The 26,999-nt window shown below is 43.7% G+C and carries 19 protein-coding genes; 15 read left to right on the forward strand and 4 right to left on the reverse strand.

Going from position 1 to position 26,999, the window contains the following annotated elements:
- Positions 1-66: 66 nt before the first annotated feature.
- The 10 genes from MHB64_RS01845 (at position 67) to MHB64_RS01890 (ending at position 13,176) form a co-directional block, all read left to right on the forward strand.
- The gene (locus MHB64_RS01845) at positions 67-1,278 is read left to right on the forward strand and encodes an HpcH/HpaI aldolase/citrate lyase family protein (RefSeq protein WP_231573371.1); all 1,212 of its coding nucleotides are present in this window, start codon (positions 67-69) and stop codon (positions 1,276-1,278) included.
- Positions 1,223-2,653, forward strand: a complete 1,431-nt coding sequence (locus tag MHB64_RS01850; protein WP_094869641.1) for a phosphoribosyltransferase family protein — start codon at positions 1,223-1,225, stop codon at positions 2,651-2,653. The genes MHB64_RS01845 and MHB64_RS01850 overlap by 56 nt, the downstream gene beginning before the upstream one ends.
- The gene (locus tag MHB64_RS01855) at positions 2,650-3,801 is read left to right on the forward strand and encodes a cysteine protease StiP family protein (protein ID WP_341133595.1); all 1,152 of its coding nucleotides are present in this window, start codon (positions 2,650-2,652) and stop codon (positions 3,799-3,801) included. The genes MHB64_RS01850 and MHB64_RS01855 overlap by 4 nt, the downstream gene beginning before the upstream one ends.
- Complete coding sequence (locus MHB64_RS01860; RefSeq protein WP_094869643.1) at positions 3,798-4,631, forward strand: HAD family hydrolase; 834 nt, start codon at positions 3,798-3,800, stop codon at positions 4,629-4,631. Before MHB64_RS01855 ends, MHB64_RS01860 begins: the two co-directional genes overlap by 4 nt.
- The gene (locus tag MHB64_RS01865) at positions 4,628-5,683 is read left to right on the forward strand and encodes an ATP-grasp domain-containing protein (RefSeq protein ID WP_094869644.1); all 1,056 of its coding nucleotides are present in this window, start codon (positions 4,628-4,630) and stop codon (positions 5,681-5,683) included. Before MHB64_RS01860 ends, MHB64_RS01865 begins: the two co-directional genes overlap by 4 nt.
- A 34-nt stretch (positions 5,684-5,717) precedes the next feature.
- Positions 5,718-6,422, forward strand: a complete 705-nt coding sequence (locus MHB64_RS01870; RefSeq protein WP_341136039.1) for a hypothetical protein — start codon at positions 5,718-5,720, stop codon at positions 6,420-6,422.
- An 11-nt stretch (positions 6,423-6,433) separates the two neighbouring features.
- Positions 6,434-7,534: a toxic anion resistance protein gene (locus MHB64_RS01875; protein WP_042184271.1), complete on the forward strand. Its 1,101-nt coding sequence runs from the start codon at positions 6,434-6,436 to the stop codon at positions 7,532-7,534.
- A gap of 251 nt (positions 7,535-7,785) precedes the next feature.
- Positions 7,786-10,272, forward strand: coding sequence for an S-layer homology domain-containing protein (locus MHB64_RS01880; RefSeq protein WP_341133596.1), 2,487 nt, complete (start codon positions 7,786-7,788; stop codon positions 10,270-10,272).
- Positions 10,273-10,605: 333 nt separating this feature from the next.
- Positions 10,606-11,394, forward strand: a complete 789-nt coding sequence (locus MHB64_RS01885) for a formate/nitrite transporter family protein (RefSeq protein WP_280787136.1) — start codon at positions 10,606-10,608, stop codon at positions 11,392-11,394.
- Positions 11,395-11,544: 150 nt separating this feature from the next.
- Entirely contained in the window at positions 11,545-13,176 is a 1,632-nt protein-coding gene (locus MHB64_RS01890) for an ATP-binding protein (RefSeq protein WP_341133597.1), read from the forward strand.
- 100 nt (positions 13,177-13,276) lie between these two features.
- Here MHB64_RS01890 and MHB64_RS01895 read toward each other — a convergent pair whose 3' ends face one another.
- Entirely contained in the window at positions 13,277-15,604 is a 2,328-nt protein-coding gene (locus MHB64_RS01895) for a TPM domain-containing protein (RefSeq protein WP_341133598.1), read from the reverse strand.
- Between the two features lie 170 nt (positions 15,605-15,774).
- On the reverse strand, positions 15,775-15,918 hold the full coding sequence (locus MHB64_RS01900) for a hypothetical protein (RefSeq protein ID WP_167348483.1): 144 nt from the start codon (positions 15,916-15,918) through the stop codon (positions 15,775-15,777).
- A 291-nt stretch (positions 15,919-16,209) separates the two neighbouring features.
- Between MHB64_RS01900 and MHB64_RS01905 the strand changes: the two genes are divergently transcribed.
- Positions 16,210-19,353 carry an EAL domain-containing protein gene (locus MHB64_RS01905; protein WP_341133599.1) on the forward strand — a complete coding sequence of 1,048 codons (3,144 nt, stop codon included), beginning with the start codon at positions 16,210-16,212 and terminating at the stop codon, positions 19,351-19,353.
- Positions 19,354-19,413: 60 nt separating this feature from the next.
- Here MHB64_RS01905 and MHB64_RS01910 read toward each other — a convergent pair whose 3' ends face one another.
- A complete protein-coding gene (locus MHB64_RS01910) occupies positions 19,414-20,508 on the reverse strand; it encodes a GGDEF domain-containing protein (RefSeq protein WP_341133600.1) in 1,095 nt (364 codons plus the stop codon).
- A 244-nt stretch (positions 20,509-20,752) separates the two neighbouring features.
- Between MHB64_RS01910 and MHB64_RS01915 the strand changes: the two genes are divergently transcribed.
- Entirely contained in the window at positions 20,753-22,270 is a 1,518-nt protein-coding gene (locus MHB64_RS01915) for a methyl-accepting chemotaxis protein (RefSeq protein ID WP_341133601.1), read from the forward strand.
- A gap of 51 nt (positions 22,271-22,321) precedes the next feature.
- Here MHB64_RS01915 and MHB64_RS01920 read toward each other — a convergent pair whose 3' ends face one another.
- The gene (locus MHB64_RS01920) at positions 22,322-22,837 is read right to left on the reverse strand and encodes a nucleotidyltransferase family protein (RefSeq protein ID WP_341136040.1); all 516 of its coding nucleotides are present in this window, start codon (positions 22,835-22,837) and stop codon (positions 22,322-22,324) included.
- A 262-nt stretch (positions 22,838-23,099) separates the two neighbouring features.
- Between MHB64_RS01920 and MHB64_RS01925 the strand changes: the two genes are divergently transcribed.
- From MHB64_RS01925 to MHB64_RS01935, 3 genes are all read left to right on the forward strand, one after another.
- On the forward strand, positions 23,100-24,704 hold the full coding sequence (locus MHB64_RS01925) for a sensor histidine kinase (protein ID WP_341136041.1): 1,605 nt from the start codon (positions 23,100-23,102) through the stop codon (positions 24,702-24,704).
- Positions 24,701-25,429: a LytR/AlgR family response regulator transcription factor gene (locus tag MHB64_RS01930; RefSeq protein WP_094869650.1), complete on the forward strand. Its 729-nt coding sequence runs from the start codon at positions 24,701-24,703 to the stop codon at positions 25,427-25,429. Before MHB64_RS01925 ends, MHB64_RS01930 begins: the two co-directional genes overlap by 4 nt.
- Positions 25,430-25,555: 126 nt before the next feature.
- Entirely contained in the window at positions 25,556-26,806 is a 1,251-nt protein-coding gene (locus MHB64_RS01935; protein ID WP_094869651.1) for an L-lactate MFS transporter, read from the forward strand.
- Positions 26,807-26,999: the final 193 nt, after the last annotated feature.

The raw sequence follows: 26,999 nt of genomic DNA on the forward strand, positions 1-26,999 counted from the left end.
CACTCTCTATAGGAGAGGCCTGCGCTTGTTTTGCTTGGCTTCGCAAAACTATAAGGGGGAACCATCTTGAGATACTTCGATTACCTGACGAAAGAACAAGAAATAGCCTTATTTTATAATCCGCCGATTTCATTTAACCATAATACTACGAGTAAAGATTTGCTGGCTCATGCTGTTGGAGCTGCCCTTTATATGCCAGCAACTCGTGCTAGTGTTCCCGAAGACATTTTGAAGCTCAAAAGTGCAGGACTTGTAACCGTTATTATTGATCTGGAGGATGCGATCGGAGATAACGAGGTTGACCATGCAGAGGAGTCTCTCATTCAGCATCTTATTTTTCTCGCCGCATATGAGGAGAACGAGCCAAGCGGGAGTGATAGTCTTCCGCTCCTCTTCATCCGAGTTCGTAACCCGGAGCAGCTACGGCAGCTGATTTTTCGGTTAGGGTCTTTGGTTACGATGTTAACAGGGTTTGTTTTCCCTAAGTTTTCGGTCGACAACGGAATCCAATATTTCGAGGCGATAGCCGATTACAATAGAACGCGCAGTTACTCAGACCCAGTGCTTTATGGCATGCCAATTCTGGAAAGTGCGCCTATTATTTACCGGGAGAGCCGGGTAGATAGTCTTTTATCTATTCGTAATTTGCTAGGCAATTACCGCGAATATGTGTTGAACGTTAGAATTGGAGCAACAGACTTCTCAAGTTTATTCGGACTGCGCCGTAGTCCTGATATTAGTATTTATGATCTTACCCCTATTCGAGACTGCATATCGGATATTATTAATATTTTTGGCAGAGTGGAAGAAGGGTATGTAATTTCCGGACCAGTCTGGGAATATTTTGCGAATAAAGGGCATCGGGTGCTCAGACCACAGCTACGGCAGACTCCATTTGAGGACACCTATGGTAAAAACGGCCGCGACATGCGAAATAGTTACATTTCTAGCAGCATGGATGGGCTTATTCGTGAAGTGATTTTAGATAAAGAAAATGGGATCTTGGGCAAGACGATTATACATCCCTCACATCTCAGACCTGTTCAGGCCATGTACACGGTAATGCACGAGGAATATGTTGACGCCTGCAGTATCGTAGAGAGTAACGATGGTAGCCTAGGCGTCTTCAAGAGTCAATATTCTAATAAGATGAACGAGATTAAGCCGCATTTGAACTGGGCAAAACGGATTTTACTACGATCACAAATATACGGGGTGTTACATGAACAACAGCATTTTGTCGGATTATTACCCGAAAACGAATTTACACACGTATAACATAGTCGAGAACCTGCAGGTTATGGTTACCGAAACATCTAATCCCTTTCATTTGCCTGTGGATACTTTATTCTCCATGGCAGCCCGGATTAATAAGAAACGCTCCTTTTTGTTCGTCAGCAAGGTACTTGGTAAACATATCCCTGTTAATCCGTACACCTCTCTGCTAAGTGGTGCTGCATTAGCGCTGCTGTTATATCAGGAGATGAACGGTAATTCTGCGGATAATGATAGGATGGAAGATTTATTAGATAAAGCTGTACACGGACTGATACATCCTGAGTCTGCCAAGGAAGCCTATGAGCATTTATTAGCTGCACGATTAGTTCTTCCTAGGCCTGTTGTCTTTATTGGCTTTGCTGAGACTGCAACTGCACTGGGTCACAGTGTGTACAACATGTTTGCTGATGCAGCATCATATATTCATACTACCCGTGAACATATCATCGATTTGGAGTCCATTGTTAGCTTTGAAGAAGAGCATTCACATGCGGTTGACCATCTATGTTACGCCTTGAATATTAAGCTATTATCAGGGACTGAGCCGATTATTTTGGTGGATGATGAGATTACAACAGGGAATACAGCCATTAATACGATCCGTGATATTCAGTCCAAATTCCCTCGGGAGGAATACGTAGTCGTTTCTATTTTGGATTGGAGGAGCGGTAATAATCTTCATACCTATAGCGAATTAGAACAGGAACTGGGGATTCGGATTAAGTCCTTGTGTTTGCTTCAAGGCAGTATTGAAGTAAAAGGCACGCCTTTGCTAAATGCTGGGAATGACAAAGATTTGTTATCGTCTTCAGTGGAATCCGAAGTAGTGACCACTTATGTAGTGGACGGTTTAGAACGTTTGCAGGCAACATCCGTAGATTCATATGGTGACACCAACTCGTCTCCTTATGTGAAATACAGCGGACGTTTCGGACTGGAGTCGCTGAATAATGATGATCTTGATGTAGGGGTAACCCGGATAGCCGCTCAGCTAAGAGAACTACGAGGGGGGAATTCTAAGACTCTAGTGATGGGTGTAGGTGAATTTATGTACCTTCCTATGCGGATAGCGGCTGAGATGGGGGAAGGCATTTCGTATCAGTCCTCTACTCGCAGTCCAATCCACCCTGAACGTCGACCAGATTACGGAGTGCATAGTGCTGCCGCATATCCTTCAGCTAGCGATCCGGAAATTACAAACTTTATTTATAATGTGGATTCTGATCAGTATGATGAAATATTCGTGCTGATTGAGCGTGATGTACCGCATGAACGAATGAAACCCATGCTTGATATACTGAAGACACTTGCCCGCCATAAAGTGCATCTTATTGTACTGACTCCTGAAGGAAGAAGTGGAGGGCCTCCAGTATGAAGGGAACAAGTAATCATAAAGTCATGGACAAAAAAATAGCAGAACCAGTTCCGCTAGGTAGCTATCCATCGTCAGATGTTACGTTTCTGCTCAAGGATCTTAGTGACATTTCGCTGGAGCTGGCGACGGAGGAAAGGGAGGAAGCTATTCAATCGGGTGTCCATTATTCTGAGATGTTGCCCGTTGAATATCAGCCTACCGAGCAGTATGTCGACCTGTTTCATGAGACGCTGCAGCAATCGGCTAAGAAGGTAGCTTTAGCTGTTGCCATTGTTTCTGAGATGATTGTCTCAAGAAGAGGACTAAGTACGGTGCTTGTCTCTTTAGCTAGAGCAGGAACACCCGTTGGTATACTGATTAAGCGTTATATAACTGAGAGATACGAGGTAGACTTGCCGCATTATAGTATTTCTATTATTCGAGGAAAAGGTATAGATGAGAATGCGATACTCTACATTCTGCAGAAGCATGGACTTGATGCTGATTTGCAGTTTGTGGATGGGTGGACAGGAAAAGGGGCTATCCGTGGGGTGCTGATTGATTCTTGCAATACCTTCTATGAGAAGTATGGTATTCGCTTAAATGATGATCTTGCCGTATTGGCTGACCCTGGAAGCTGCGCAGGTATGTTTGGGACTAGAGAAGACTATCTCATTCCTAGCGCCTGCTTAAACTCTACCGTTTCTGGGCTGATGAGCCGAACGGTGTTACACGCTGATCTCATTGGTCCTGAGGAATTTCATGGTTCAAAGTTTTATAAGGAGTGGCTGAATGCGGACGAGTCCAATGTATTTATTGATACGATTTGCCCGTATTTTCCTTCCGTAGTAGAAGAAGCGAAGAATATTGCTGAACAGATGCTGGAGCATCCGCCAGAAATTACTTGGCAGGGTCTTCGTGATATTCAGAGTATTCAGGAGACTTTCGGAATAGATAACATTAATCTGATAAAGCCGGGAGTCGGCGAAACAACCCGCGTATTACTACGTAGAGTACCTTGGAAAATTCTTGTCGATACTATGGATAATCCGAATCTAAAGCATATTCTTCTCTTAGCGAAGGACCGGGGCGTTCCTGTTGAGATCTTTCCTGGGATGACGTACTCCTGCTGCGGAATAATTAAACCGCTGAAGGGGGAGACAGAATGATATATGCTAGTGATCTAGATCGTACTTTGATCTATTCTTTAGGTGCAATAGGTGTGCCGGAGAATACTCCAGGTCTAATTCCGGCGGAAATTATCGAGGGAAAGACGAGATCCTATATTTCGCAGCATGCATTAAATCAGCTGATGGATCTGAACACACGGATTATTTTCATCCCGGTTACTACGCGTACGATACAACAATATAAGCGTATTAATCTATTTCAAGAAACAGTAATACCGGACTATGCGGTTACAAGCAATGGGGGGAATATCTTAATCGGTGGTGTTGTCGATAAGGAATGGAGAGAATCAATCGGTAGCTTGGTAGCTCGTCACTCTGCTGGGGCTGAAGAGGTTAGATCATATATCAAGGCGGTTGTACGTGAGGATTGGATCATTAGTGAGAATTATTGTGATGATCTATTCTATTCCTTCATGGTTTATCGGGATCAGTTACCTTTAGATGAAATCACTAATCTATCAGATCGGCTCTATAATCTTGGCTGGAGGGTTTCTTTACAAGGCCGCAAGCTGTACGCTGTGCCGGCTGCCGTGAACAAAAGCGACGCTATACTCCATTTGCGGCGCACCGTTCGTTCTGAACCTATGGTAGCCTCCGGGGACTCACTGCTAGATAAGAGTCTGCTTGAGAGTGCCGACTATGCTATTGCTCCTTGCCATGGTGAAATATTTGCAGAGCAACAGAGTGGTCTTGTAAAATCAAGATATCCATTTACGAAAGAATCAGGCGTATTTGCTGGAGATGAGATTTTGCAGTATGTAAATATGATCTATAATAATCTAACTGCATTGGGAGTGGGGCCACTATGAAAAAGGTAAATATTTATTTCAATCGTTGGTTTTCCGTGGCTTACCATTATATGAATCTCCTTCGCAATAACGAGGATGGTATACCGGTTCAAATCTTTGCAACACACCCGGATATCCGCCATATGTCGCTACAAGGTGCTGACTTTGCTGAAACCGAGCCGGCGCTGAAGGGAATAGAATATGTTCAGTTTTGCGTTGATTTCTGTCGGCGTAATGAGATCGATGTCTTTATTCCACGGTTGCATATGCTTGATATTGCTCTCCATGTGGCAATGTTTGATGCGATTGGTACTAAGGTTCTGGTCTGTAGAGATCTTGATCTGCTGGAGTCCATTATGGACAAAGGTAAATTTTACGAGAATGTTAGTGAGCAGGGCATCATGAGTATCCCGGATTATCATGTAGTTAGTACAGCGGAGCAGTTTAAAGACGCTTACACGGACCTTGTTGCCAAGGGACATCGTGTTTGCTTTAAACCTACTGAAACAGAAGGCGGGTTAGGCTTCCGAATTATCGACAATACCCGCGATCCGCTTCAAGAGCTTTTTGGGTATGTAACTCCATTGATTACGTTTGAGGATGCCTATCATATTCTTGCAAGCAAAGAGAGCTTCCCTGATTTGATGGTGATGGAATTACTGGAGGGTTACGAGTATAGTATAGATTGTCTGGCAGATGAGAACGGTAAGCTATTAGTGGCTGTGCCACGTCGAAAAGTGGGCGGTCGTCTGCGATTGATGGAGCATATTCCTGAACTGGAGGAGATTGCAGCTAGAGTTGCAGAAGTTTACAAGATCCCCTTCAATTTCAATATTCAAATGAAATACAATGGAGATATTCCAAAGTTGTTGGAAATTAACCCACGAATGTCCGGTGGACTGCATATGTCATGTCTGTCAGGGATTAACTTTCCTTATTTAGCCGTCAAAAGCGCACTCGGTGGCGAGGTTCAGCCTATGAATTTTGAAGGTGATGTATTGGCTAGCCATCTGGAGCAACCGATGATTATGAAAATAAACGGCCAATCTGTCATTCCGGATGCCGTGAATTGAGCGTTCATAAAGTCGCTCACAAGAGGTGAGAACAATTCAGTTTAAATCGAAAGTGTTGCTTTACGCCGGTATCGGTTATGTTGTTGCTGTATTAACGAGCTCTTTTCTGCCCGAATTCATCTCTCTGCTGTTGCCTTTAGCGGGTGCGGGGATAGGTGCTCTGGTAACGAGAAGTCCAAGAACCAATCTCCCAGCGGAGGTGTTGCCAGCAGGCCCTGTGACGACACCTATTGCTAAGGCACCCGCTGAGAGTGCTCCTCAATTAAGCACCACGACAAATGATACCACATCAGGTAATCACGGCTATGACAGTAGAACTGAGAGCGGGGTGAAGATTGGACCGGAGTTCGCTCCGGTTGTGGAGTATCTTAGTATTCTGGAAGATATGATTATCTCAGAAGGGCAGAAGGATACGCTGGACAATGAAATTGTCGAGAAATCATTGGCGCTCTTCGCGAGGCTTCAACGTGTAATTCCACTGCTGCAGGAGCTGAATAACGGCGAGATTAATCATACGGTCCGCAGATTGATTCTGAAGGATTTGAATGGTGTAATCAATCCGTTCTTACGGCTAGGCGGTGAAGCAAAGACGAAGAATCGGAGAATGCTGCTGAACGGTCTAAGAGATGTCGACTCCAAAATATCGGATATCGCGTCCACGATCGAACATAAAGACCTGATGGAACTTCAGACGAAGGCGGAACTGATTCATCAGCGGTACAGCAGTTCCGAACTATAGGAGGGAATCCCATGTCCACGCAGTTGATCCAATTAAAAAAAGAAGATGAACAAAAGGTAGTCGAGGAAGCGGCACAATTAATTGAGAAGGTATCCCAAACGGATACGGTTACACTGGATTCCTTGATGGATGATATCGGCAAGCTTGGGGTTAAGACGCAGGAAAAAGCAGGACAAACCTTGAAGCTGCTGGATCGCCCAGTGAATGACCTGATGTCTGGTAAGCGCGTTGAAGTGCCTAATATGATTATGAAGCTGCGGAATGAGTGTGAGAATCTGCAGCAAAGTAAGAATGTGAGCTTCTTTGGCAAGATGCTGCGCAAGAGTCCAATGAAGAACTATGTGTATAAATATCAGTCGGTTCGTACGAACATTGATGCCATAGTTACAGGGCTTCGCGATGGTAGAGATACCCTCGAAGAGAGCATTGTGAATATGCGTCAGCTGAAACGTACCTCTATGGAAGAGATCTATAACCTACAGACCAAAATTGCTTTCGGCACTAAGTTGAAAGAATTGTTCGAGGTAGAGATCGCGAAGCCAGAGAATGAGTACCGTAAAGCTTATCTGGAGCGCGGATTGCGTAAAGTGATGGTTCGAATTCAGTCGATGACAGAAATGATTCTGCTGTACAATCAAGCGATTGCTGCTACAGACATCATTAATGATAATAATGACAAGCTGATTGATTCCGTGAATAACGCAATTGATAAGACCTCTAATCTGATCACGGTGTCGGCAATGATTGCGATGTCTTTAGCGGATCAGGAGAACGTCATCAATGCTGTAGAAGCGACGAATAAGACGATTGAAGATCAATTTAAAGAAAATGCACGTCTGCTGCGTACCACTACAGAGAAAACAACCGAGTTGCTGTCTAAGCCTTCTATGTCTATGGAAGCTGTGAATCAAGCGATTGGTGATCTGCTTAGCGCACTAGATACTTCAGAACAGTCCAACCGTCGTATTATTGAGAGCTGTCAAGATTATACGTCTAAAATGACGGCAATCAATACTCAGCTGGGTAATCGTTTAGGACTAAATGAGGCGGACAAGCCTCAGGCACTGAAGCAAGGAGAGGCTGAGAGTCAACTGAGCAGTTTCTTGAACTAATTGTTTCTGAAATTCGCATGAATACACAGTATAGGATGTAAAGCCTGTTGAATTTTTCAGCAGGTTTTTCTCTTTGTTCTTTTTTCAACATTAGTTATAATATATTCCAATTTACTAAAATTTTCTCATGAGATATTATGGTAAAGATCTGATGGATTTATTGATGCTCAGGTGCACCTAAGATGAAAGGATCGGCTTTATCATGCGCTGTTTCAAGAGAAACGGGCATACCTATTGGGAGGGGTAAATGGATGGGCAGAAAGTTTAGGGGAATATTAGCTGGTGCACTGGGCGTAAGTATGCTTTTTAGTTCTTTAGGGGTAGTAACAGCACAAAATAGCAAGGATTACGAAGGTCATTGGGCTCAAAAAGCTATTGATAGCTGGTTAGACAGCGGCAAGTTGAAGGGTTTTGAAGATGGCTCTGTAAAGCCAAATCAAACCATAACAAGAGCTGAGTTTATGACATTGGTCAACCGTGCGTTTAATTATACGAAGCTAGCTAAGATTAGTTACGATGATGTGCCTTCTACTAACTGGGCATATAATGAGATAGCGAGAGCAGTTGAAGCCGGATATATCCAAGGATTTAACAACGAGATGCGTCCGAATGCTCCAATTAACCGCCAGGAAGCAGCAGTCATTATTAGCAGACTGTTGAAACTGGAAGGGGGCAGTGTTGATGAACTGAAGGTGTTTAGCGATGCTGGACAAATTGCTGCATGGAGCAAAGAAAGCGTTGCTTCAGCAGTTAAAGCCGGTGTTCTGAAAGGATACCCTAATGGGACTTTTGCGCCTGGACAGGCATTAACCCGTGCAGAGTCCTTGACACTGATTGATTCCGCTGAGGCTCTTACGCATATAGTGTTGCCGACAGCTTCTCCAGTTACAACTTCTTTGCCTAGTGTTGCGCCAACGGCAACTGCAGCATCTGCTGGCGGAGGAAGTGGTGGCGGAGGAGGTGGTGGTGCTGGTGGTGGTCAATCTGAGGCAACTTCTACTCCAACCGCTACACCGACACCCACACCCACTGCTTCACCAACGTCAACCCCTGAACCTACAATGCCTATAAAAGAATTGCCCGCCTTAAATATTCATATTACATCTACTCCAAATGAGTCAGTCACAAATTCCGTTTATCTGAAAGTTGACTTTAGTAAAGTTTTTGGCACAACAGTGAATCTAAATGATCAGATCACTTACTATATTACATCCGAGCCGATTAATGATAGAGATCTTCGTTGGGGCCTTACTAATCTTAATTCATATATAACTATGTCCGGTTTTACAGCTCAGATGTTACCCACAATCACGGTGTCTTCTAGTTATATAGATGGAGGCAGGGATGGGGAAAAGTATGTATCGGTTGTTGTTAGAAACAATAAAGAAGAAATCACAGGGTATTACACCCAAAAGATGAACTTGCAGTTCTCGCAAACTGAGCAAGCCAATGACATGGTGAAATTGGAAAGTGGAGTGACCATTACACAAGAAAAATTTATCTATGACGGTTGGTTAAATGCAGGGGAATATTATTCTGATATTATTGATGTTACAAATGCTTTTGCACAGTTAAATGGTAATGCGGTTTCTTATACAATCTCCCCTAGGTATTATAGGGATATGGACATGAATCCTCAAGCTAGCGAGATTATTACTACTCCACATATGCTGTATAAGGATACTCGGATTAGAGTGGTCGAAACTACTTATTCTTCCGGCGGGGCAACATCACCAGGGTATATTCCTATTGCTTACGAGTCTTATTATAACTATAAAACCTACAACGAAGCAGAATATATGATTGTGTTCTATGACACCAATTTGAAGGCAATCGCTTATTACGAAGGGAAGGTTCAATTAAGTGACGAGCTGGCAATTGAAGCTGCCGAGAAGAGGATTGACGATATTCCTTTCAGTCTAGGGTTAAAGGATGAGGATACTATAAATAGGGCCGCTAGAGCCTATGAGGCACTTAATGAATCTCTCCGTGGGAGGATTAGTGAGCAGCGTAAAGTGAAACTTATGAATGCTCAAGAAACTCTTGAAAAACTTAAGAAATCAGGGCCGTTACAGAACCTTGCGCTTGTCTCTTCCTATATTGGTATTAGAGAATTTCATTTTAACGGTACGTTAGTTAATGCGTATTCTATAGACTTTCCGGATACTTTAAGAAGGGAGATTGGAAGCTTTTCTTACTATATTACTAAAGATCCGATCACTGCGAACGATTTAGAGACTCCTAGTAGTTACGGTAAATATGCTTTTTCGGAGATTAATAAAATATTACTGCCTATTCGGGATAAGATAGGTGATTATAACGTAACGATAGTTTATTACGATAAGGCAGATAAGCCACTGCGCTATACGACGAAGCAGATGAACTTTTCAGTCCTTTCTCCAGCATGGGACAATTCAGCGGTTCAAGTGTTGGATGGAGTGACTATGGAACGTCACTATGGCAACGGCGGACGTGTAGACTTTATTGATGTCCAAAACTACGTACGCACACACCGGGAGGCTGTATATTTCACAGTCACATCAAGATCGATGCTGGAAAAAGAACAAGCTTTTACGGTCGAAAATGTGGTCAAGAATTTAAATCAGGTCTATCAAGGAATGGCCGTTTTCAATTCTTCTGATCCGGCTTTAAATGGACAGACAGAAGAATATATCGTTATTTTTTATGATAAAGATTATAAGGCAATAAGCTATTACACAGGGGTCCTGAAAGACTAATAAGGGAACAAGAACTCACAGCAATCATAAAGCCCTATCCTCATACATAAGTTGTCACAAGACTACATGTGTAGAAAGTGGGGATAGGCATATGATCTTAGGGTGTTTGATACTCGTGCTTATCATCGTAGCCAGCAGCGAAAAAGCAGAAGCGATAGCCAAATTGAATGACGACAGTTAGCGGGAATTAACATCAATTCCTCTAAGAAATTCGGGGATTTTCAACCACAACTTGGTTCAAGTAATTTCCAGCGGGTTATTGGGTATAATAACTCAAGGCTGTACGATTAGCCCTTAACTAGCTGGAAATACCAAAATCCCTAAGGAGGTCACATGGAGAACGAGGCGCTGCTTCAGGTTGAACAATTGGCACTCAAGAAACAGAAAATTTTTCGGCAAAGTATAATGCGTTATATTGCCAGAGCCATGCTGGCCAGTATGTTTATCGGGTTTGGTGTAATTGTAGCCTTCAAGACAGGCAACTATTTCTATATGGAGCATTCACCGTTTGCGTATCCAATGGCTGCGATTACTTTCGGAGCAGCGATCATCCTAATCTCATACGGTGGAGGGGACTTATTTACCGGAGATACTTTCTATTACACGTACACGGCTTTGAGACGCAAAATGAAATGGTCCGAGGTTGTACGCATGTGGGTCATGAGTTATATAGGTAACATTCTTGGTGCTGCTGCATTTGCACTGTTGATTTTTTTAACAGGGCTGTTTTACAGTTCTGATGTAAATGGTTTTTTACTATATGTGGTTGAGCATAAAATGGAGGCTCCGGCAGGGCAGCTTTTTTTCCGCGCTATCCTCTGTAACTGGCTTGTTTGTATGGCTTTTTTCATCCCAATGAATATCAAAGGCGATGGGGCCAAAATGTTCGCAATGGTCTTATTCGTTTTCTGTTTTTTCATCTCCGGTTATGAGCATAGTATTGCCAATATGTGTACTTTTGCAATTGCATTAGTCCTTGACCATCCCGGAACGGTTTCGTGGGGCGGTGTGGTGCATAATCTTGTGCCCGTTACAATCGGAAATCTAATTGGCGGCGGGGTTCTGATGGGGGTTATGTATTATTATGTGAACAAACCTTTTTTGGATGATCCGAAACATTAAGAAGAAATAATGTGAATCCGCAACTTCGCTCTTTAAAAGAGCGGAGTTTTTTGTGCTGTAAGATATTTCTTTATCTTTGGGATATTTTGATTTTTTAGGGTTGAAAAGGATTAGGGGGAAAGAAGTAGAATACATATTAGTATTGCAAAATTGAAGAATCATACAGAATGGGGTAAGGCTTTGGAAAAGACAACAGGGATACTGACGGATGAGACTATCATTAAGGCTTCCAATCAGCATTGCATTGATCAAGGAATAGATCCAGAGCAGCCTCCTATTTTTCCAAAATGTTATGCTGCAGATGAATTGGGGTCACAACTCCATGTATATAGTGAAGTGATTGAGGTTATTGATTTTTTTGTAAACAAGTTCCTTTCTTCAGTAAAAGGTAATCCGATCCTTGTTACGATATCGGATGATGCAGGTTATCTATTGGCGTTCAAAGGGGATCCGACGATTATTGATCTCGTAGGGCAGGTTGGCATCAAAGAAGGTGTGCAACTAAACAAAGAAGTGGGTACAAACTCAATTGCATTGTGTCTGGAACATCAGCGGCCTTTTCAGTTGAAGGGACAAGATCATTATCATCAAATTCTTCATCGTTTAGTGTGCTGTACGGCTCCTTTTTATAAAGAGGATGGGCTTGAAATATTAGGGACGATATCATTTATGGCGGATATTGATGTGGCGCATCCCCACTTATTGCCTTTGCTCTGTACCATGGCTGACTCTATCGAACGCGAGATTTTGCTGCGTAGGGGGAATGCTGAGCTTCAGCTTTTAAATCGAATCCTATTGGATACCAATTACTTGGGTGTTATTATAACGGATGAACTTGGAACGGTCGTCAATATAAATGAGAACTGCTTAACCATGCTTCATTTGGATGGTGAGCATCAAGCATCTGTTATCGGTGCCAGTGTCTTCGAAATTCGGAATGTGGGCTCTTATTTTCAACACGTCATTCTTCAGCAAGAGGCATGTGCTGGGCTGGAAGTGATTCAGGAGAGCAACGGTTTATTTGAGCATTATATGCTGGATGTGCTTCCGGTTTACGATTCGAATGCATGTTTAGCTCGTGTGATAGGGAGTCTTCGTAATATCACAGAGATGAAAAAAACGGAAGAAGTGTTGCGCAATACAGAGAAGCTAGTGGTCGCTGGACAACTAGCCATGAGTATCGCACATGAGATTCGTAATCCGCTAACTACAGTCAAAGGAATGCTTCAACTAGCCAATAAAGATTCGCAACTGCTACATTATGATCTTATCATGTCAGAAGTAGAAAGAATGAACCTCATTGTGAGCGAGTTCCTCATACTAGGTAAACCGCAGGCCGCGCATTATAGGGTAGAACAATGTAGCACGATTCTGCAGGAAGTGCTCAGCATTTTTGCGATTCAAGTGGAGATGAATAATATATCATTGAAAACACAATTCCATTGTGATGCGAATATCTTGTGTGACCGTAATCAGATTAAGCAGGTCTTCCTAAACATCCTAAGAAACTCAATGGAAGCCTTGCCCTTTGGCGGAAGCATTACAGTTGCCCTAGATGTGGAGAATGGATTCCAGACGATTACCTTCAAAGATAACGGAGAGGGTATGAACAAGGAAGTGCTGGATAAATTAGGGCAGCCTTTTCACACAACCAGAGGTGACGGTAATGGACTGGGAATCATGATTGTTAAAAAAATAGTGTCTGCACATAGAGGACGCGTGGCCATAGCAAGTGAAGAGGGCGTAGGTACAGCCGTTACGATTTATTTGCCAATAAAATAAAGGGCTTATCTTGGCTATTTCTTCGTCGTGCAAGCAGTAATTCATAATAAAAGACTCTTCCGCCTATGCAGGCTGGAAGAGTCTTTTATTTGGAGAAAGTCTACCACTTGGATCCGCCTGATGAATTTCGGCCGGACTTCCCTCCGCCGCCCCAAGAAGATCCGCCGGAGGATTTGCCACCGCTGCCGCCTCCACTCCAGGAGGAGCCTCCGGACGAGCGTCCTCCACCGAATCCACCTGATGAAGGTGGGCCAGAGGACATTCGTTTGCGAGCCTGTGCGCGGCGTTGTTGTTCTCTCAGCATAGCTAATTGAGCTAGTCGCTCTTCTTCTTCCTTCTGACGAACGAGTCGGTTCGCTTCATTCACAAAGGAATTGATCTGTGAATCATAAGAACGGCCAAGGGATTCCAGTTCCTCAAGATTGTAAGGCCGGGATGCCAAACGATGTTCCAGTGCACTGTATTCCGGCAGTAAGGATAGCTCGAAGCGAATTCTAGAAGATAACCCTCTGCTATGCAGAATACGCTGGGTTGTTTCCACCCGGCTTTGCCCTTCGGAAAAGAGGCGAGTGACCTTATCCAGTCTTTCATGAAGTGCATTTAGACTTTCTGAGACTCCATCGAACTGCTTTGCAGCTTCATCTTGGAGGGATAGCAACTGTTCTAGCGCATTGTGGGCCTTATCATATTCGCCGCGCTCATCACTGGTCCAATTCTCAATCTGCGCCACTTCACTAGCACCTTCCCGAAGGCGTGTGCTCCACGCTGTAAGGATGTTCTCCACAGTTGATACATGTTGTTCTTCAAAATACATACGTGCTTCGGTAATCCGGCTTTGCAGTCCGTCTCGCCGCTGTTTTAATTGGCTCCACTGGGTACGGAATAACTCTAAATCTCTGCGGTTATTCTGCCGAAGAAGTGCTTGTTGTTCTGTCATAGCAACAGCCTCATCCAGGAGAAGGTCAAGAGTAGCGCCTATCTTGCGCACCTCATCCATATCTCCAACACGCAGCGGCGCTTCAAGCGTTAGCGATTCTGCGCGGGCCTGCTCCAGACGGTCAAATGGTTTTACCTTCATGTTGTGGAGTGAACTCTGCTCGATGATGTTTGTGATTTTGGCACGGGTTGCAGCTAAAACCGTAGGGAACTTATTTAGCTTATCATCGTAGAGATCGACATCCTTCAGGTCTTGTTCAATCTTTTCTTGGCGATCTTGTGCATCCTCGGTAATTTCTTGTGCGGCGATAGGGTCAAAAAGCTCCAATTGATCTGCCTTAGAGGTCTCCTCGGCAAGCTCCTTGAGCTCTTCTACAATTTCTTGAAGTGCATAGCCAGTTTCTTTAACCGCACCCTGCAGCTGCTCTTCAAGCTCTGGTGCATCCTCTTTCAGCTCTGTAATTCGCTGTTTAACATTGCGATCAGCTTCACTGATGACAGCAATGTTCTTCTCTTCTTCCTCGAGCGCTGCGCGGAAGGAGGCCTCTGTCTGCTGTAATTGTTCCACGGCTGCCTTAAGGGCAGTCAAATGATAAAAGGGTGGCTGTACACCTTGCCCATCACTTTGCAGTGAAGAGATTTCAACAAGCTTTGCAGAGAGCCGTTTTGAAATGCCTTCTACCAGTACCTCGGTTTTTCCCTGAACGATCCCTTGAAATGGCTTTAATGACTCCAATGCTCGATTTGCCTGTACTAGCAAATCGGATAATTGCTCTTGTTGTGCGTTTAGCTGTTTGCGTCGACGTAGACCTGTGACCACTATGAATAGCACAAGTAGTATTAGTCCGATTCCGATTAGAATGGCGACAATCGTAAACATGGAGCTATTGGAGCGGCTTCCGGTACTGACCGAGGTCCCTGGTTTACCGGAGGTTCCGTTCCCTGAACCGCTATTCGTACTGCCAACTGCACTACCACTTCCTGCATTTCCTCCAGTATTTCCGGTACTCTCCCCGATGGAATGGACCGCTTTAATTAGAGCCTTTGTCCCTCCAGCGAAGTCACCTTCTCTGGCATAAGGGATGAAATAAGTATTAACTAGCGCTGTAATGGCAGCACTTCCTGATTTTCCTCCCTGATTTTGGGACCAGGCATTTAACGAGGTTTGAAAGCCCGGATTGTTAAAATTTAGTTCAATGGACTGGTCGCCAGCGGAGATCAGCAAGAGAATATCGCGTGTGGATAATCCCCAAGAGGTGTAAGTATCCTCGGCGTACTTATCGGCCGGAGTGCCGTTTAGGGAATCTACGGTGAGTACATGCATAGTAATCAGATCTCCAGTGGCAGCAGCAGAAATGGACGTCGCTTCTGCGGAACTGAACATTCCAGCTTTATCGGTTACTAATCCCTGCTCAGCAGGGATTTCGGCGGCGTATGCACCGGGTATCCATAACACGCTGATCAATAAGAATAAAGCTATATACTTTTTCAAGCTGACACGCTCCAATCTGAAGGACTTTGTATTCAGTATATTATGCTGATAATTATACTATATCATTAACCCTCAAGTGACCCGGGGATACCTATTCTTACATAGCTGCCAATCATACAAGCAAAAAAAGCCGCATTCCCTAAAAGGAATGCGGCGAATATTCAGAAAGGTTATCTTGTCGGCAGACAGAGAATGTATTGCAATCTGGATTTAATTTCTTTTTGCCATTTTAAATCTCCAACTTTAACGGCAAGATTGAGCAGATCCAGATAATCGTCAACCTGTAGTGTTGTTCGGGTAGAGGTAACGTTCATGGGTGATCAGTCTCCTTTTAACTTAAATATAGTAAAGTGAAATCAATAACTTATTTAATAATGATAATCATTATCAACTTGTATCATTATTGCTATTATCCACATTTTCCATCTAAAAAGCAATATAAAAATGTAGCATCCGTAATTTTATATAATTTACAAAGGGAAGGGTTCATTGATGGGATTTGCGTATATTATGTGACGAGGAAAGAAAAAGCAGGGGTATTGCCATATTTTGTCGAATAACATTTAGGATATTACTGTAAATTCAGTAAAAAGGGGGAACGAGCGATGAAGCAGTGCAGACTGTTGCTTCTGATTAGCATTTTATTTATGCTCTTACCTCCTACTGCCCTTCACGCCGAAAGAAAGGAGATCGAATATCAAGTAGAGCTGGAATATCCACCTTATAAATATATAAAAGATGGGTACATGACCGGTTTTGATATTGAATTGAGTAATATGATCTTTGAGAAGCAGGATTTCGATGTCCACTACAGTACAGGGAAGTGGCCTGATGTGTATAATCGGCTCGTTCAGGGTGATATCGAAACAGCGGGTCTAATGGCAGTAACGGAAGGACGAAAACAAGAGTTGTTATTTTCAGATCCTGTTTTCAAAAGCTATATTTCCATCTACGCAAGGCGAGGGCTTAAGGGTAAGATCGATTTAAATAAGCTTGGAGGTTATAAGATAGGTCTAGGAAACGGGCAGTATTCTGAAACAGTACTGAACGGCAAATTGGGAATTAATGATTACGTAGAATTTGCTACGATTCCTGAAGCCTTGGAGGCTTTAGAAAAAGGGGAGATCGACCTTCTATTTGAGAATCAGGAGGTGGTCGATTATCTGCTCGTTGAACAGGGGAAGACAGACAGTATTATTAAGGAAATAAATGATCTTTATCCCAGGGATGTAGCTTTTGCAATCAATAAGTCTGCACCGGAGTTAGTTTCTTATGTTAACGAGAGATTGGGGGAATTGAAGCATTCGGGTGCTTTTGAAGAGCTGTACCAGAACTATTTTTTCGTTCATTCAGATTATTATAAAGGTATGATCCACAAAAGATGGGTTTACGGAGCAATCCTTCTATTCTGTCTTCTTATCCTGGGTGGAGTCCTGCTTAAAATGAATATTAATCGTTTACGGCGTGCTGTTTATTCAGAGCATCAATTTTTTGAAGATGTTATAGAGCATAGTGGCATGGTAGTTTGGGCGGTGCAGGCAGATAAAAAGGTAGTGCGGTTTAATAAATTCGCTGAACAGATGACGGGTTTAAGTGAAAAAGAGGTACTGGGTGTAAATATTGAGGATATCGCAGGTCTGGAAGGCAACACGGCTATAATCCGGGATCTACTGAAGCAGGCCATACGTCTCGAATATGTCAGCAACGTAGAAATTAAGCTCCCAGACCAGTCATCTGAAGCGCGATATTTCTCATTCCGGACAGCCTTATTAAAAGGACTTGATAAGCAAGCAGCCGATATCTTTGTCCTTGTAGGTGTGGATATCGATAATCGTAAACAAAATGAGCTGAGGCTACAGCTAAGTTATAGAGAATTGGAAGCTACATACGAAGAGCTCTCAGCGACAGAGATCGATCTACAGGAGCAATTTAATAAGCTACAAATCAGTGAAAGGCGTATTCGGCTCTCCACAGAAGGTTCTGGTGCGTATATGTGGGAGTTTGATTTGGAGGCGAGACACTTTAATTTATCGGATCGATGGTATGAACTCATGGGTTACACGAAGGATGAAATCAATTCGTTTGAAGATGGAGTGCTTAGTATTGTTCATCCGGAAGACCTTGCTACAACCCTCAAGCTTAAACAAGATCACCTGAAGGGTGTCACACCTATTTTCGAAACGGAGTTCCGCATGATTACCAAAGATAATCAAATCGTGTGGTTTGAGGTTAGGGGTAAGGCTACCGTTAATCCAAAGGATAAAGTTCTGTTATTCATGGGCTCCTTGATTGATATCAGCGAACGGAAGCAAGCGGAGCTTAAACTGAGCAACAGCTACCAAGAGCTTGGGGCGACCTATGAGCAGCTCGCGACTACTCAACAGGAGCTTCTAGTACAATATAATATGCTTCTAGACAATCAGAAACATATGCATCGTCTGGCTTATGTGGATGCGCTTAGTAACTTACCTAACCGTTTATGTCTGCTGGAGACCATGGAGAAGTATCTAAAGCATCCGGGAGGGAAATTTGCACTGCTGTTTCTGGATTCAGATAATTTTAAATACATCAACGATACCCTAGGTCATAAATCCGGGGATGTACTCATCCGGAAGGCAAGTGAGAGATTGCAGTCACTGATGCGGGAAGGAGATATGCTCTCACGGCTAGGTGGAGATGAATTTGTTATTTTTATTAAAGATACAGAGGATCGTGAGGCTGTATTGCGTCTGGCAGAGCGTATAATGAGAGCGTTCAGGCAGTCCTTTTTAATAGGAGAGAGTAATCTGTACGTCTCGCTAAGCATCGGAATTTCCTTTTATCCAGAGGATGGAGAGACGGCCGAGCAAATTTTGAGTAATGCGGATGTGGCGATGTACCGTGCTAAAGAGGATGGCAAAGGAACTTATGTAGTCTATGACAAATCGATGCATACAGCGTTTAATGAACGAATGAATATAGAGAAACATTTGCGCAGTGCTATGAACAATAATGAATTTGAACTGAACTATCAGCCCCAGATGGATATCGAATCCGGATTCATCTCTGGCTTTGAAGCTTTAATTCGTTGGAACAGCCCATCTCTCGGTTCTGTATCTCCACTTTCTTTTATAAAAATTGCTGAGGATTCCAGACTGATCATCGATATTGGTGAATGGGTGCTTCGCGAATCTTGCATCTTTATGAAAGGTATTCAAGATCGTACTGGTGTTCCTTATAAAATATCGGTCAACATTTCGATTATTCAGCTATTCCAGAACGATTTTATCGAGAGGGTACAGGATAGTCTGGCAGTAAGTGGCCTAAATCCAAGCTGCCTTGAATTGGAAATCACCGAGTCTATTTTTATGAAATCATTTGAGAGTATTCTGGGTAAGCTGCAGTTTCTAAAGTCTAAGGGCATTAGTATCGCCTTGGATGATTTCGGAACGGGTTATTCATCACTTAGCTATTTGCAGCAATTGCCGATTTCAACGCTCAAGATGGATAAAACCTTTATTGATTCGCTTTCAGAAAAAGCTGACAGCCAGTCTTTTGTGCAGTCCATTATACAGTTGGGGCATAATATGGGACTGAAAGTTGTAGCAGAGGGTGTAGAAGAGGTCATTCAGATGGATGTGCTCAAGCAATTAGGCTGCGACAAGATCCAAGGCTACCTGATTAGCAGACCTGTGCCAAAGCAGGCAGTCGAAGAGCTTTTAGAAACACAGAGGCGCTATGGGATACAGCAGTCAGATTCAAGCAGATGAACACAAAAACGCTTACCGTCCATTAGGGACGCCGAAGGCGTTTTTGCTTGTGTTCGGCCTTTAGCTGATTACGATTTTGTTCTTCCCGGTGTTCTTAGCCTCATAAAGTGCATCGTCTGCTTTCTGAAATGTAGAGTTTTTGGAATCTGTACCTATAAAATCGTGCATACCGATACTGACGGTTATGTTTTTGTCGTTCATTTCCGCAAAGGGGGTATCGGAGATGGACGTTAGAATATGCTTCATAATCTCATGAGAATGATCAAGGGTCTTAGAAGTCAGAATGACGACAAATTCTTCCCCGCCAAAGCGAGCCGCGAAATCATCAGGACCGACATGCTCGAGGAGGATCGCTGCAACCTTTTGCAATACGATATCTCCAACGGAGTGCCCATAGGAATCATTTACTTTTTTGAAGTTGTCGATGTCCATGACGGCTAGCTGCATAGGAAATGGATTACTCTGCTGATGATCGATCAGCCATCCTAAGTATTCATGAAACGTCTTATGATTATAAAGGTCCGTCAGAGGATCGATCTTGGATAGCCGGTCCATGATTATATTCTGAATGCGTAACTCCTGTTCTGACTTTACGGAGTTCTCCAGGGATCGCATCAAATCACGCCCGCGACCGATAACTGCAAAGCCTGCTAAAGCAGTAGCAGCAAAAATAAGAACAATAATGATAGTTTGGGTGATAGGGACATACCCGTGATTAGATGCCTTGATGAATAAAATGATCGTGTACAGTAGACAAACAGCAGAAGAGGCTATCATATAACTAGACTTCATATAGATCATGGATACAAGCAGCGGCAGCAGCATAATTAATGACTTAACATACAGTTCATCATTGAGATTGATGATAATAAGAAGCGCAAATAAATGGCTCGCTACTGTAATAGCTAGCTCGGACCATTGGGGTTTCCATCTATAGATAAATTCCAGAATAATGATCAAAGTCAATATGACGGAATCAGGAATCAGCGACTGAGTAATAAACTCTCCTCTGGTTAGGGTATCCGAATGTTGGCCCCATAAGCATTGAGAAACAAACATATGAATACTTAAATCCACAATCAGGATGATCCAGAATGCATTGAGCAGCACGCGATTCCAATGGGTCTGACGAGGAGTTTGAGATGTAGTATGCATAATGTGTTCCTCTTTTCCAGTGGCAATTTGCTTATATATTCGACAATAATTACGGATTCCCTCTCGACCAATTATCTCCAAATATATTCGTATATTACGGTAACGTTGGTATAGGTCCTCCATAAATATGGATTTGCGTGTGGAAGGACTGATCGAAAAGGAATAGTATAGAAAGTATTTCCTTTAATTAACTCTGCTGATATAATGTTAGAATACATAACATCAATCGAGTGGAGTGGGAATAATGATGCAGATTCGTCGAAGCCAGATTTTTGTAGTCGTCCTGTTGCTCCTTGTCAGTGTTTACAGTTTGTTGATAGACATGTTCTGGATTCATAAGCTGGTAATCATCCTGCTTATGGCTTCTCTAGGCTGGGTCCTGCTAAATTTGTCCCGCTACGTTTATCGTAAAGAAGTACTGCTGAAGGAAGCTAATAGTAAGGTGGAGCTGCTTGGCAATGAGATTGTAGTTACTTCGGACCGACTGCATGGTGCACTCGAAGAAATCAGCCGTCATACAGAAAAGCTGCAGCGGACAGCTGATTATTCACATGAATATGAAATGGATTTGCGGATTCGCAGTAACGAAGCTAAAGCTAACATTGAAGATGCTTATCGGACAATGGGCGGAGTAGCATCCGTTACCACACATATCGAAGAGTTGACGGAGAGACTGGGGTCAAATATGCAATATGCCCGTCAAGGAATGACAACCATGGTAGATTCCTTGAGCATCGCAGATGCTGTGATGAAGGATTTACAGATGCAGAGCGGGGACATGTTAGCTAAGTTTACTATCTTGAGTAATCATATTGCGATGGTAGAAGAGATCAATACGCTTATTAACGGAATTGTGGATGAGACCTCGCTGCTAGCACTTAATGCTTCCATAGAAGCGGCCCGGGCCGGAGAACAGGGCCGCGGATTTGCGGTGGTGGCCAGCCGGATTCGGCAGCTGGCTGATCAAAGCAAGAGCTCGGTCGATCGTTCCTCCGGCATCTTGCTCGACATTAATAACGGAGTACAGCAGGTGCTGGAATCCGTTACGAAAGAGCAAGCTTCAGTGGAACGTGGGGTGAACGAGGTCGGCACGGTGAAGCTTCGACTCGATGATATTGCTTCGAGAGTCGATGAGGTAGGCAGCGCAGTAACGGAAACCATCGATGCTGCCGCGAAGCAGGGCAAGCTGATAGTTGAAGTGACGACGGAACTGAGTGGGGCAGTGGCTATCGTGAATGAGACGATTGCCAATGTGGATCTTACGCTGGAACAGGTGACACGGCAGCGGAGCCAGATCGGGCAGCTGAACGAAGTCAGCGCCAATCTGTTAGCCGAGTCGCAATCGTTGCAGCAGTCGGTTACCGGCATTGCGGGTCGAGAAGAAATCGAGATGAGCCAATATGCAGCCCGGCTTCAAGAAATGCAGAGTCTCTTGGAGACAATTTCAGCTAAGGAAGAACTGTACGACCCAGATACTGAAGTTCATCAAGGTGTTTTGACCTCTTACATTAAAAAAATTCCGGATGTACAAGCCATTTGGTCCAATCGGACGGATGGGACCTTTATCTTTTCCGAGCCAGCGGCTGGCCTCTTGAATGCCAAGCGGCGTGATTGGTGGAATGGGGCCATAAATGAAGGTCAATATGTCTCGAAGCCTTATGTATCTGCGATTACGAAGCGTTCTTGTGTTACATTATCCAGAGCGATTAAGAATCGTCAGGGAGATGTCGTTGGTGTAGTAGGTATCGATTTGGCGGTGTAATAAAACCAGAAAAGCAAGCCCTGCTATATTAGGGGCTTGCTTTTTGTTATTTTAGGTAGCGCTGATCTGCAACTGTTTCCACGTCGCCTGCCAGTTCTTTTTAATAACGCGTTGTTCATAAATAGGGAGTAAGCTCGGGTTTTCAGTAAAATGTGGGGTAGGTCGTAATACTACATGAATAACATCGTAAATTCCGTGTGGAGCGACTAGGAGGATTTTCCCTGATGGATCTAGGGAGAGTCCAAGCGCTGTAGCGGTTTCCGGAAACTTGGATATCGCATCAACAGCTGATGTATACGGTGGAAGTTGATTGACGGTATGCATTCTTGCTTCATTTTTAACAGACCAGGGAATAGCAGGATTCAGGCTTCGTAGTCTCGCCTTCCAATCCTTCTCCACCTCCTCTTGAAGATTGCTGTCGTCATAATAAATAACATCAACATCTGGCAAAGGTGTCCGTTCTTCGAAGCCGTGAAGGGTGTCCCAAATTTTTGCACGCACAAAGCCGGCGCAAACCCACCAGTCAGGTAACTGCAGCGATCTAGCATTCTCTAATATATCCATCATCCAGGGATCATTTTGTACAAGCTGTATGATATCTGCCTCATGTTCTAATTTTTGCAAACCGCCCACCTCCGTATATGTATGCTTTTATTCTGTTCCTATCATACAACAAGAGTTTCAATAGAGGTATTAAAGGATAGGCTGAATGGACAGAGGCATGAACTATCTTTATAATAAGTCGACATCTAGTCCTTTGGAGGCGGAGACCGTGCAATATACGTTTACGATATTACTGCAATTATTCGAAAGAGCTGCACTACTGCTGATGTGTCTGTTCGTGCTGACTCGTCTGCCGCGGTTTAAAGAGATTTTTCAAAAAGGAACCTACGCCCCGCAGGAGCTTGCCATAGCGACGACGATCTTCAGTTTATTCGCTATCTTTGGTACCTATAGTGGGATTAATGTGGAAGGCTCGCTTGTGAATGTGCGAATTATCGCCATCGTGTCTGGTGGGATTTTGTTCGGGCCATGGGTAGGACTCATAACAGGCATCATCTCAGGGGTTCACCGTTTTCTAATTGATATTGGAGGGGTAACCTCTCTTCCTTGTCTGATTACGAGTATTACCGCAGGGATTGTGTCAGGAGTAATATACCGCCGCACTTCAGGTGAACGTCGCTGGATGGCCGGTATTTTGGCCGGGATGGCCTGTGAAGCCCTGACGATGCTACTCATTCTAGTGATGGCCGAACCGTCGTCGCTGGGTGTGGATATCGTGTCCAAAATTGCTTTTCCGATGATTATGAGCCAGATTAGTGTTGGTCTGATTGTCATGCTAGTGCAGAGTGTGGAAGGTGAAAAGGAACGGATTGCAGCGAAGCAGTCCAAGCTGGCACTGGATATTGCCAATAAGACCTTGCCATATTTTCGCAATATTAATCCCGAGTCGCTTCGTACCATCTGCCAAATTATCAAAGAAGATATCGGTGCAGACGCTGTAGCTATTTCGGATACAAGACTCATTCTCGCTTACGTTGGTGTTGGAGAAGAGGATTATACTACGACCAATGAAATTATAAGCGAAGAAACGAAAGTGACGTTGTCCAGTGGTGAAATTACGATCCGTAACGACGATAGTGATTATGTGAATCCGGAGATTAAATCGCTGATTATTATTCCATTGAAGGAAAAAGGTGAAGTGACGGGAGCGCTCAAAATCTATTACACCAGAGCCCACAAGATCACTTATTCTTTACAAGCTATGGCTGTAGGTTTGTCGCAAATGATCTCTACGCTAATGGAAGTATCGCGGGTTGAGGGCATTAAAGAAATGGCGAACAAAGCGGAGCTAAAGGCGCTGCAGACAAGCATTAACCCACACTTTCTGTTCAATGCGCTGAACGCGATTGCGTCCTCGATCCGGATTAATCCGGATAAGGCGCGTGAGTTGATCGTGAATCTGTCCGGTTATATGAGATACAATCTGGAGCTGACGGATGAATTTATCGACATTAAACGAGAGCTACAGCAGGTCCAGCAATACGTTGAGATTGAAAAGGCGCGCTTCGGAAGCCGTCTTAACGTGCTTTATGATATTGATGAGGTTCAAGTTCGGATTCCGAGTCTGATTATTCAGCCGCTTGTAGAGAATGCGATCATCCATGGCATACTAAAGGTAAGAGGGACGGGAACGGTAACGATTTCTGTAAAAGATCAAGGCGATCATGTGCGGGTTGGCATTCGGGATACCGGAGCTGGCATCAGCGAAGATACCATAGAGAAGGTCTATGCTGGCGATATGCCGGAGAATAAAATCGGACTATTTAATGTACATCAACGGGTCAAGCTGATCTATGGGACAGGACTTACCATTCAGAGATTGGATAAAGGGACGGACATCTTTTTTGATGTCAAAAAGGAGGGGCTATGAGAGCGATCATCGTAGAGGATGAAGAGCTGGCAAGACAGGAGCTGGCTTATTTAATAGAAACACATAGCGGGATCGATATTGCCGCACAATTTGAAGATGGGCTGGATGCACTCAAATTTTTACAGGTTGAGACGGTAGATGTGATCTTTCTGGACATTAACATTCCCTCGATAGACGGAGTGCTGCTGGCTCAGAATATTAGCAGATTCTCGGTAAAACCTTATATAGTGTTTATTACTGCGTATAAGGAGCATGCCGCTGAGGCATTTGAGATTGAAGCGTTTGACTATATTCTTAAACCCTACAGTGAGGTTCGCATTAAAGCTATGCTGCACAAGCTAGAGGGGGCATTCGTTGCTCGTGGAAGACAGGGGGAAGAGGAACGTAATCCCGTCAGTGATAAGGTGAATCTGTGGAAAAACGAAAAGATTATCGTAGTGAATGCCGACGATATTTATTACGCCTCCGCACAAGAGAAAAGTACGAGCGTAATAACTAAAGGTGAGGAATATAGTATGGCGCTCAGCATCAGCGATTTTTATAATCGACTGCCGGAGGATCGTTTTTTTCGCTGCCATCGTTCCTATATCGTTAACCTGTCCAAAATCAAGGAAATCATCCCTTGGTTCAACAATACGTATTTGCTGCGTTTGCATGATTTGGAGTTTGAGGTGCCCGTAAGTCGCAGTAAGGTAAAAGAATTCAGGCAGATCATGCGCTTATAAATGCAGTTCATTCTTCATTTGCGTCATTTCATGCCAGATTTCTCTCAACATCCGCTGGTTTAGCTACAATAAAGAGGCGATAGAAGCTCTTGTAGCACATCACGAGAGAGAAAGAAGGAATAGACCATGACTTCGACGAAAGACAACAAAAACGCAAAACGGTGGCTTATCGTATTAGGAACCGTAATTATGCAGATGGGTCTAGGTACCATTTATACATGGAGCTTGTTCAATGCACATCTGGTAACAAAATTCGGATGGGAGCTTAACGCTGTTTCGATTACGTTTTCGATCACGAGCTTTGCACTCGCTTTTGCGACTTTGTTCGCAGGGAAATTGCAGGATCGTTTTGGTCTTCGCCGGTTAACTGCCACCGCAGGGATTGTGCTTGGTCTAGGATTGATTCTTAGCTCTCAGGCGAATTCGCTGCTAATGTTCTATATATTGGCTGGGGTAATCGTTGGTTTTGCAGACGGAACAGCTTATATCACTTCATTATCTAACTTAATTAAATGGTTTCCGAATAATAAAGGCTTAATCTCCGGTGTGTCCGTGGGTGCTTACGGAACGGGGAGCTTGATATTTAAATATATCAATGGTAGTTTGATCGACTCGGTGGGTGTATCTAATACGTTTATGTATTGGGGCATGATTGTTATGGTGATGATTGTAATCGGTTCCTTACTTGTCAGAGAAGCTCCAGTACAAACGGCATCACTGGGTGCAACATCAGCTTCGACTATCGCTAAACCGAAGGACTACACGGTAAAAGAAATGCTACGTACAAAAGAAGCTTATCTGTTATTCATCATTTTCTTTACCGCTTGTATGTGTGGCCTGTATTTGATCGGTATTGTTAAAGACATCGGGGTGCAGCTGGCTGGACTTGATGTACAGACAGCAGCTAATGCCGTGGCGATGATTGCAATTTTTAATACAGCAGGGCGTTTAATCTTGGGTGCCTTGTCTGACAAAATGAGCCGTTTGAAGCTGGTAGGTGCTTCGCTTGCAGTAACGGCAGCCGCTATGCTGACCCTTAGCTATGCGACGCTGAATTTCGGACTGTTCTTCACTTGTGTAGCAGCCATTGCATTCTGTTTCGGGGGTAACATTACAGTGTTCCCGGCGATTGTCAGTGACTTCTTTGGTCTTAAAAATCACAGTAAGAACTATGGAATCGTATATCAAGGTTTCGGTATTGGAGCCCTTTCCGGTTCGTTCATCGCCGTCTTCCTGGGCGGGTTTAAACCTACTTTCGTGATCTTTGGTCTCTTGTGTCTGCTGGCCTGCATCATCGCGATTTCGCTAAAACCGCCAGTGGAGAAAGCGGAAGAGAAGAAGGCGCTTCGGCTCAAAGCTACAGAACGGACGGCTTAAGGATATTTATAAAAGACGTACAACTGACAACAGTTGTACGTTTTTTTATTGGTTAGAAGTGTGTTCAGTACGTGGAGTGTGCCCCAAAAAATACCTGTGGAGTCTAAGAGCTATACAGACTGCATAGCTCTTATTAGCCTCTAAATGTGTATAATTGGAGTGAATTTGAGCAAATGGCAGCATTTGAGTCCGA

The sequence above is a fragment of the Paenibacillus sp. FSL K6-2859 genome, from assembly GCF_038008265.1.
Lineage (GTDB): Bacteria > Bacillota > Bacilli > Paenibacillales > Paenibacillaceae > Paenibacillus_AQ > Paenibacillus_AQ nitricinens.

Excerpts from the sequence above, each read along its gene's own strand:
- MHB64_RS01860 (WP_094869643.1), top strand. The coding sequence starts at position 3,798 with ATGATATATGCTAGTGATCTAGATCGTACTTTGATCTATTCTTTAGGT.
- MHB64_RS01880 (WP_341133596.1), top strand. The coding sequence starts at position 7,786 with ATGGGCAGAAAGTTTAGGGGAATATTAGCTGGTGCACTGGGCGTAAGT.
- MHB64_RS01900 (WP_167348483.1), bottom strand. The coding sequence starts at position 15,918 with ATGAACGTTACCTCTACCCGAACAACACTACAGGTTGACGATTATCTG.
- MHB64_RS01905 (WP_341133599.1), top strand. The coding sequence starts at position 16,210 with ATGAAGCAGTGCAGACTGTTGCTTCTGATTAGCATTTTATTTATGCTC.
- MHB64_RS01925 (WP_341136041.1), top strand. The coding sequence starts at position 23,100 with ATGTGTCTGTTCGTGCTGACTCGTCTGCCGCGGTTTAAAGAGATTTTT.
- MHB64_RS01910 (WP_341133600.1), bottom strand. The coding sequence starts at position 20,508 with ATGCATACTACATCTCAAACTCCTCGTCAGACCCATTGGAATCGCGTG.
- MHB64_RS01875 (WP_042184271.1), top strand. The coding sequence starts at position 6,434 with ATGTCCACGCAGTTGATCCAATTAAAAAAAGAAGATGAACAAAAGGTA.
- MHB64_RS01885 (WP_280787136.1), top strand. The coding sequence starts at position 10,606 with ATGGAGAACGAGGCGCTGCTTCAGGTTGAACAATTGGCACTCAAGAAA.
- MHB64_RS01855 (WP_341133595.1), top strand. The coding sequence starts at position 2,650 with ATGAAGGGAACAAGTAATCATAAAGTCATGGACAAAAAAATAGCAGAA.
- MHB64_RS01930 (WP_094869650.1), top strand. The coding sequence starts at position 24,701 with ATGAGAGCGATCATCGTAGAGGATGAAGAGCTGGCAAGACAGGAGCTG.
- MHB64_RS01865 (WP_094869644.1), top strand. The coding sequence starts at position 4,628 with ATGAAAAAGGTAAATATTTATTTCAATCGTTGGTTTTCCGTGGCTTAC.
- MHB64_RS01915 (WP_341133601.1), top strand. The coding sequence starts at position 20,753 with ATGATGCAGATTCGTCGAAGCCAGATTTTTGTAGTCGTCCTGTTGCTC.
- MHB64_RS01850 (WP_094869641.1), top strand. The coding sequence starts at position 1,223 with ATGAACAACAGCATTTTGTCGGATTATTACCCGAAAACGAATTTACAC.
- MHB64_RS01935 (WP_094869651.1), top strand. The coding sequence starts at position 25,556 with ATGACTTCGACGAAAGACAACAAAAACGCAAAACGGTGGCTTATCGTA.
- MHB64_RS01920 (WP_341136040.1), bottom strand. The coding sequence starts at position 22,837 with ATGATGGATATATTAGAGAATGCTAGATCGCTGCAGTTACCTGACTGG.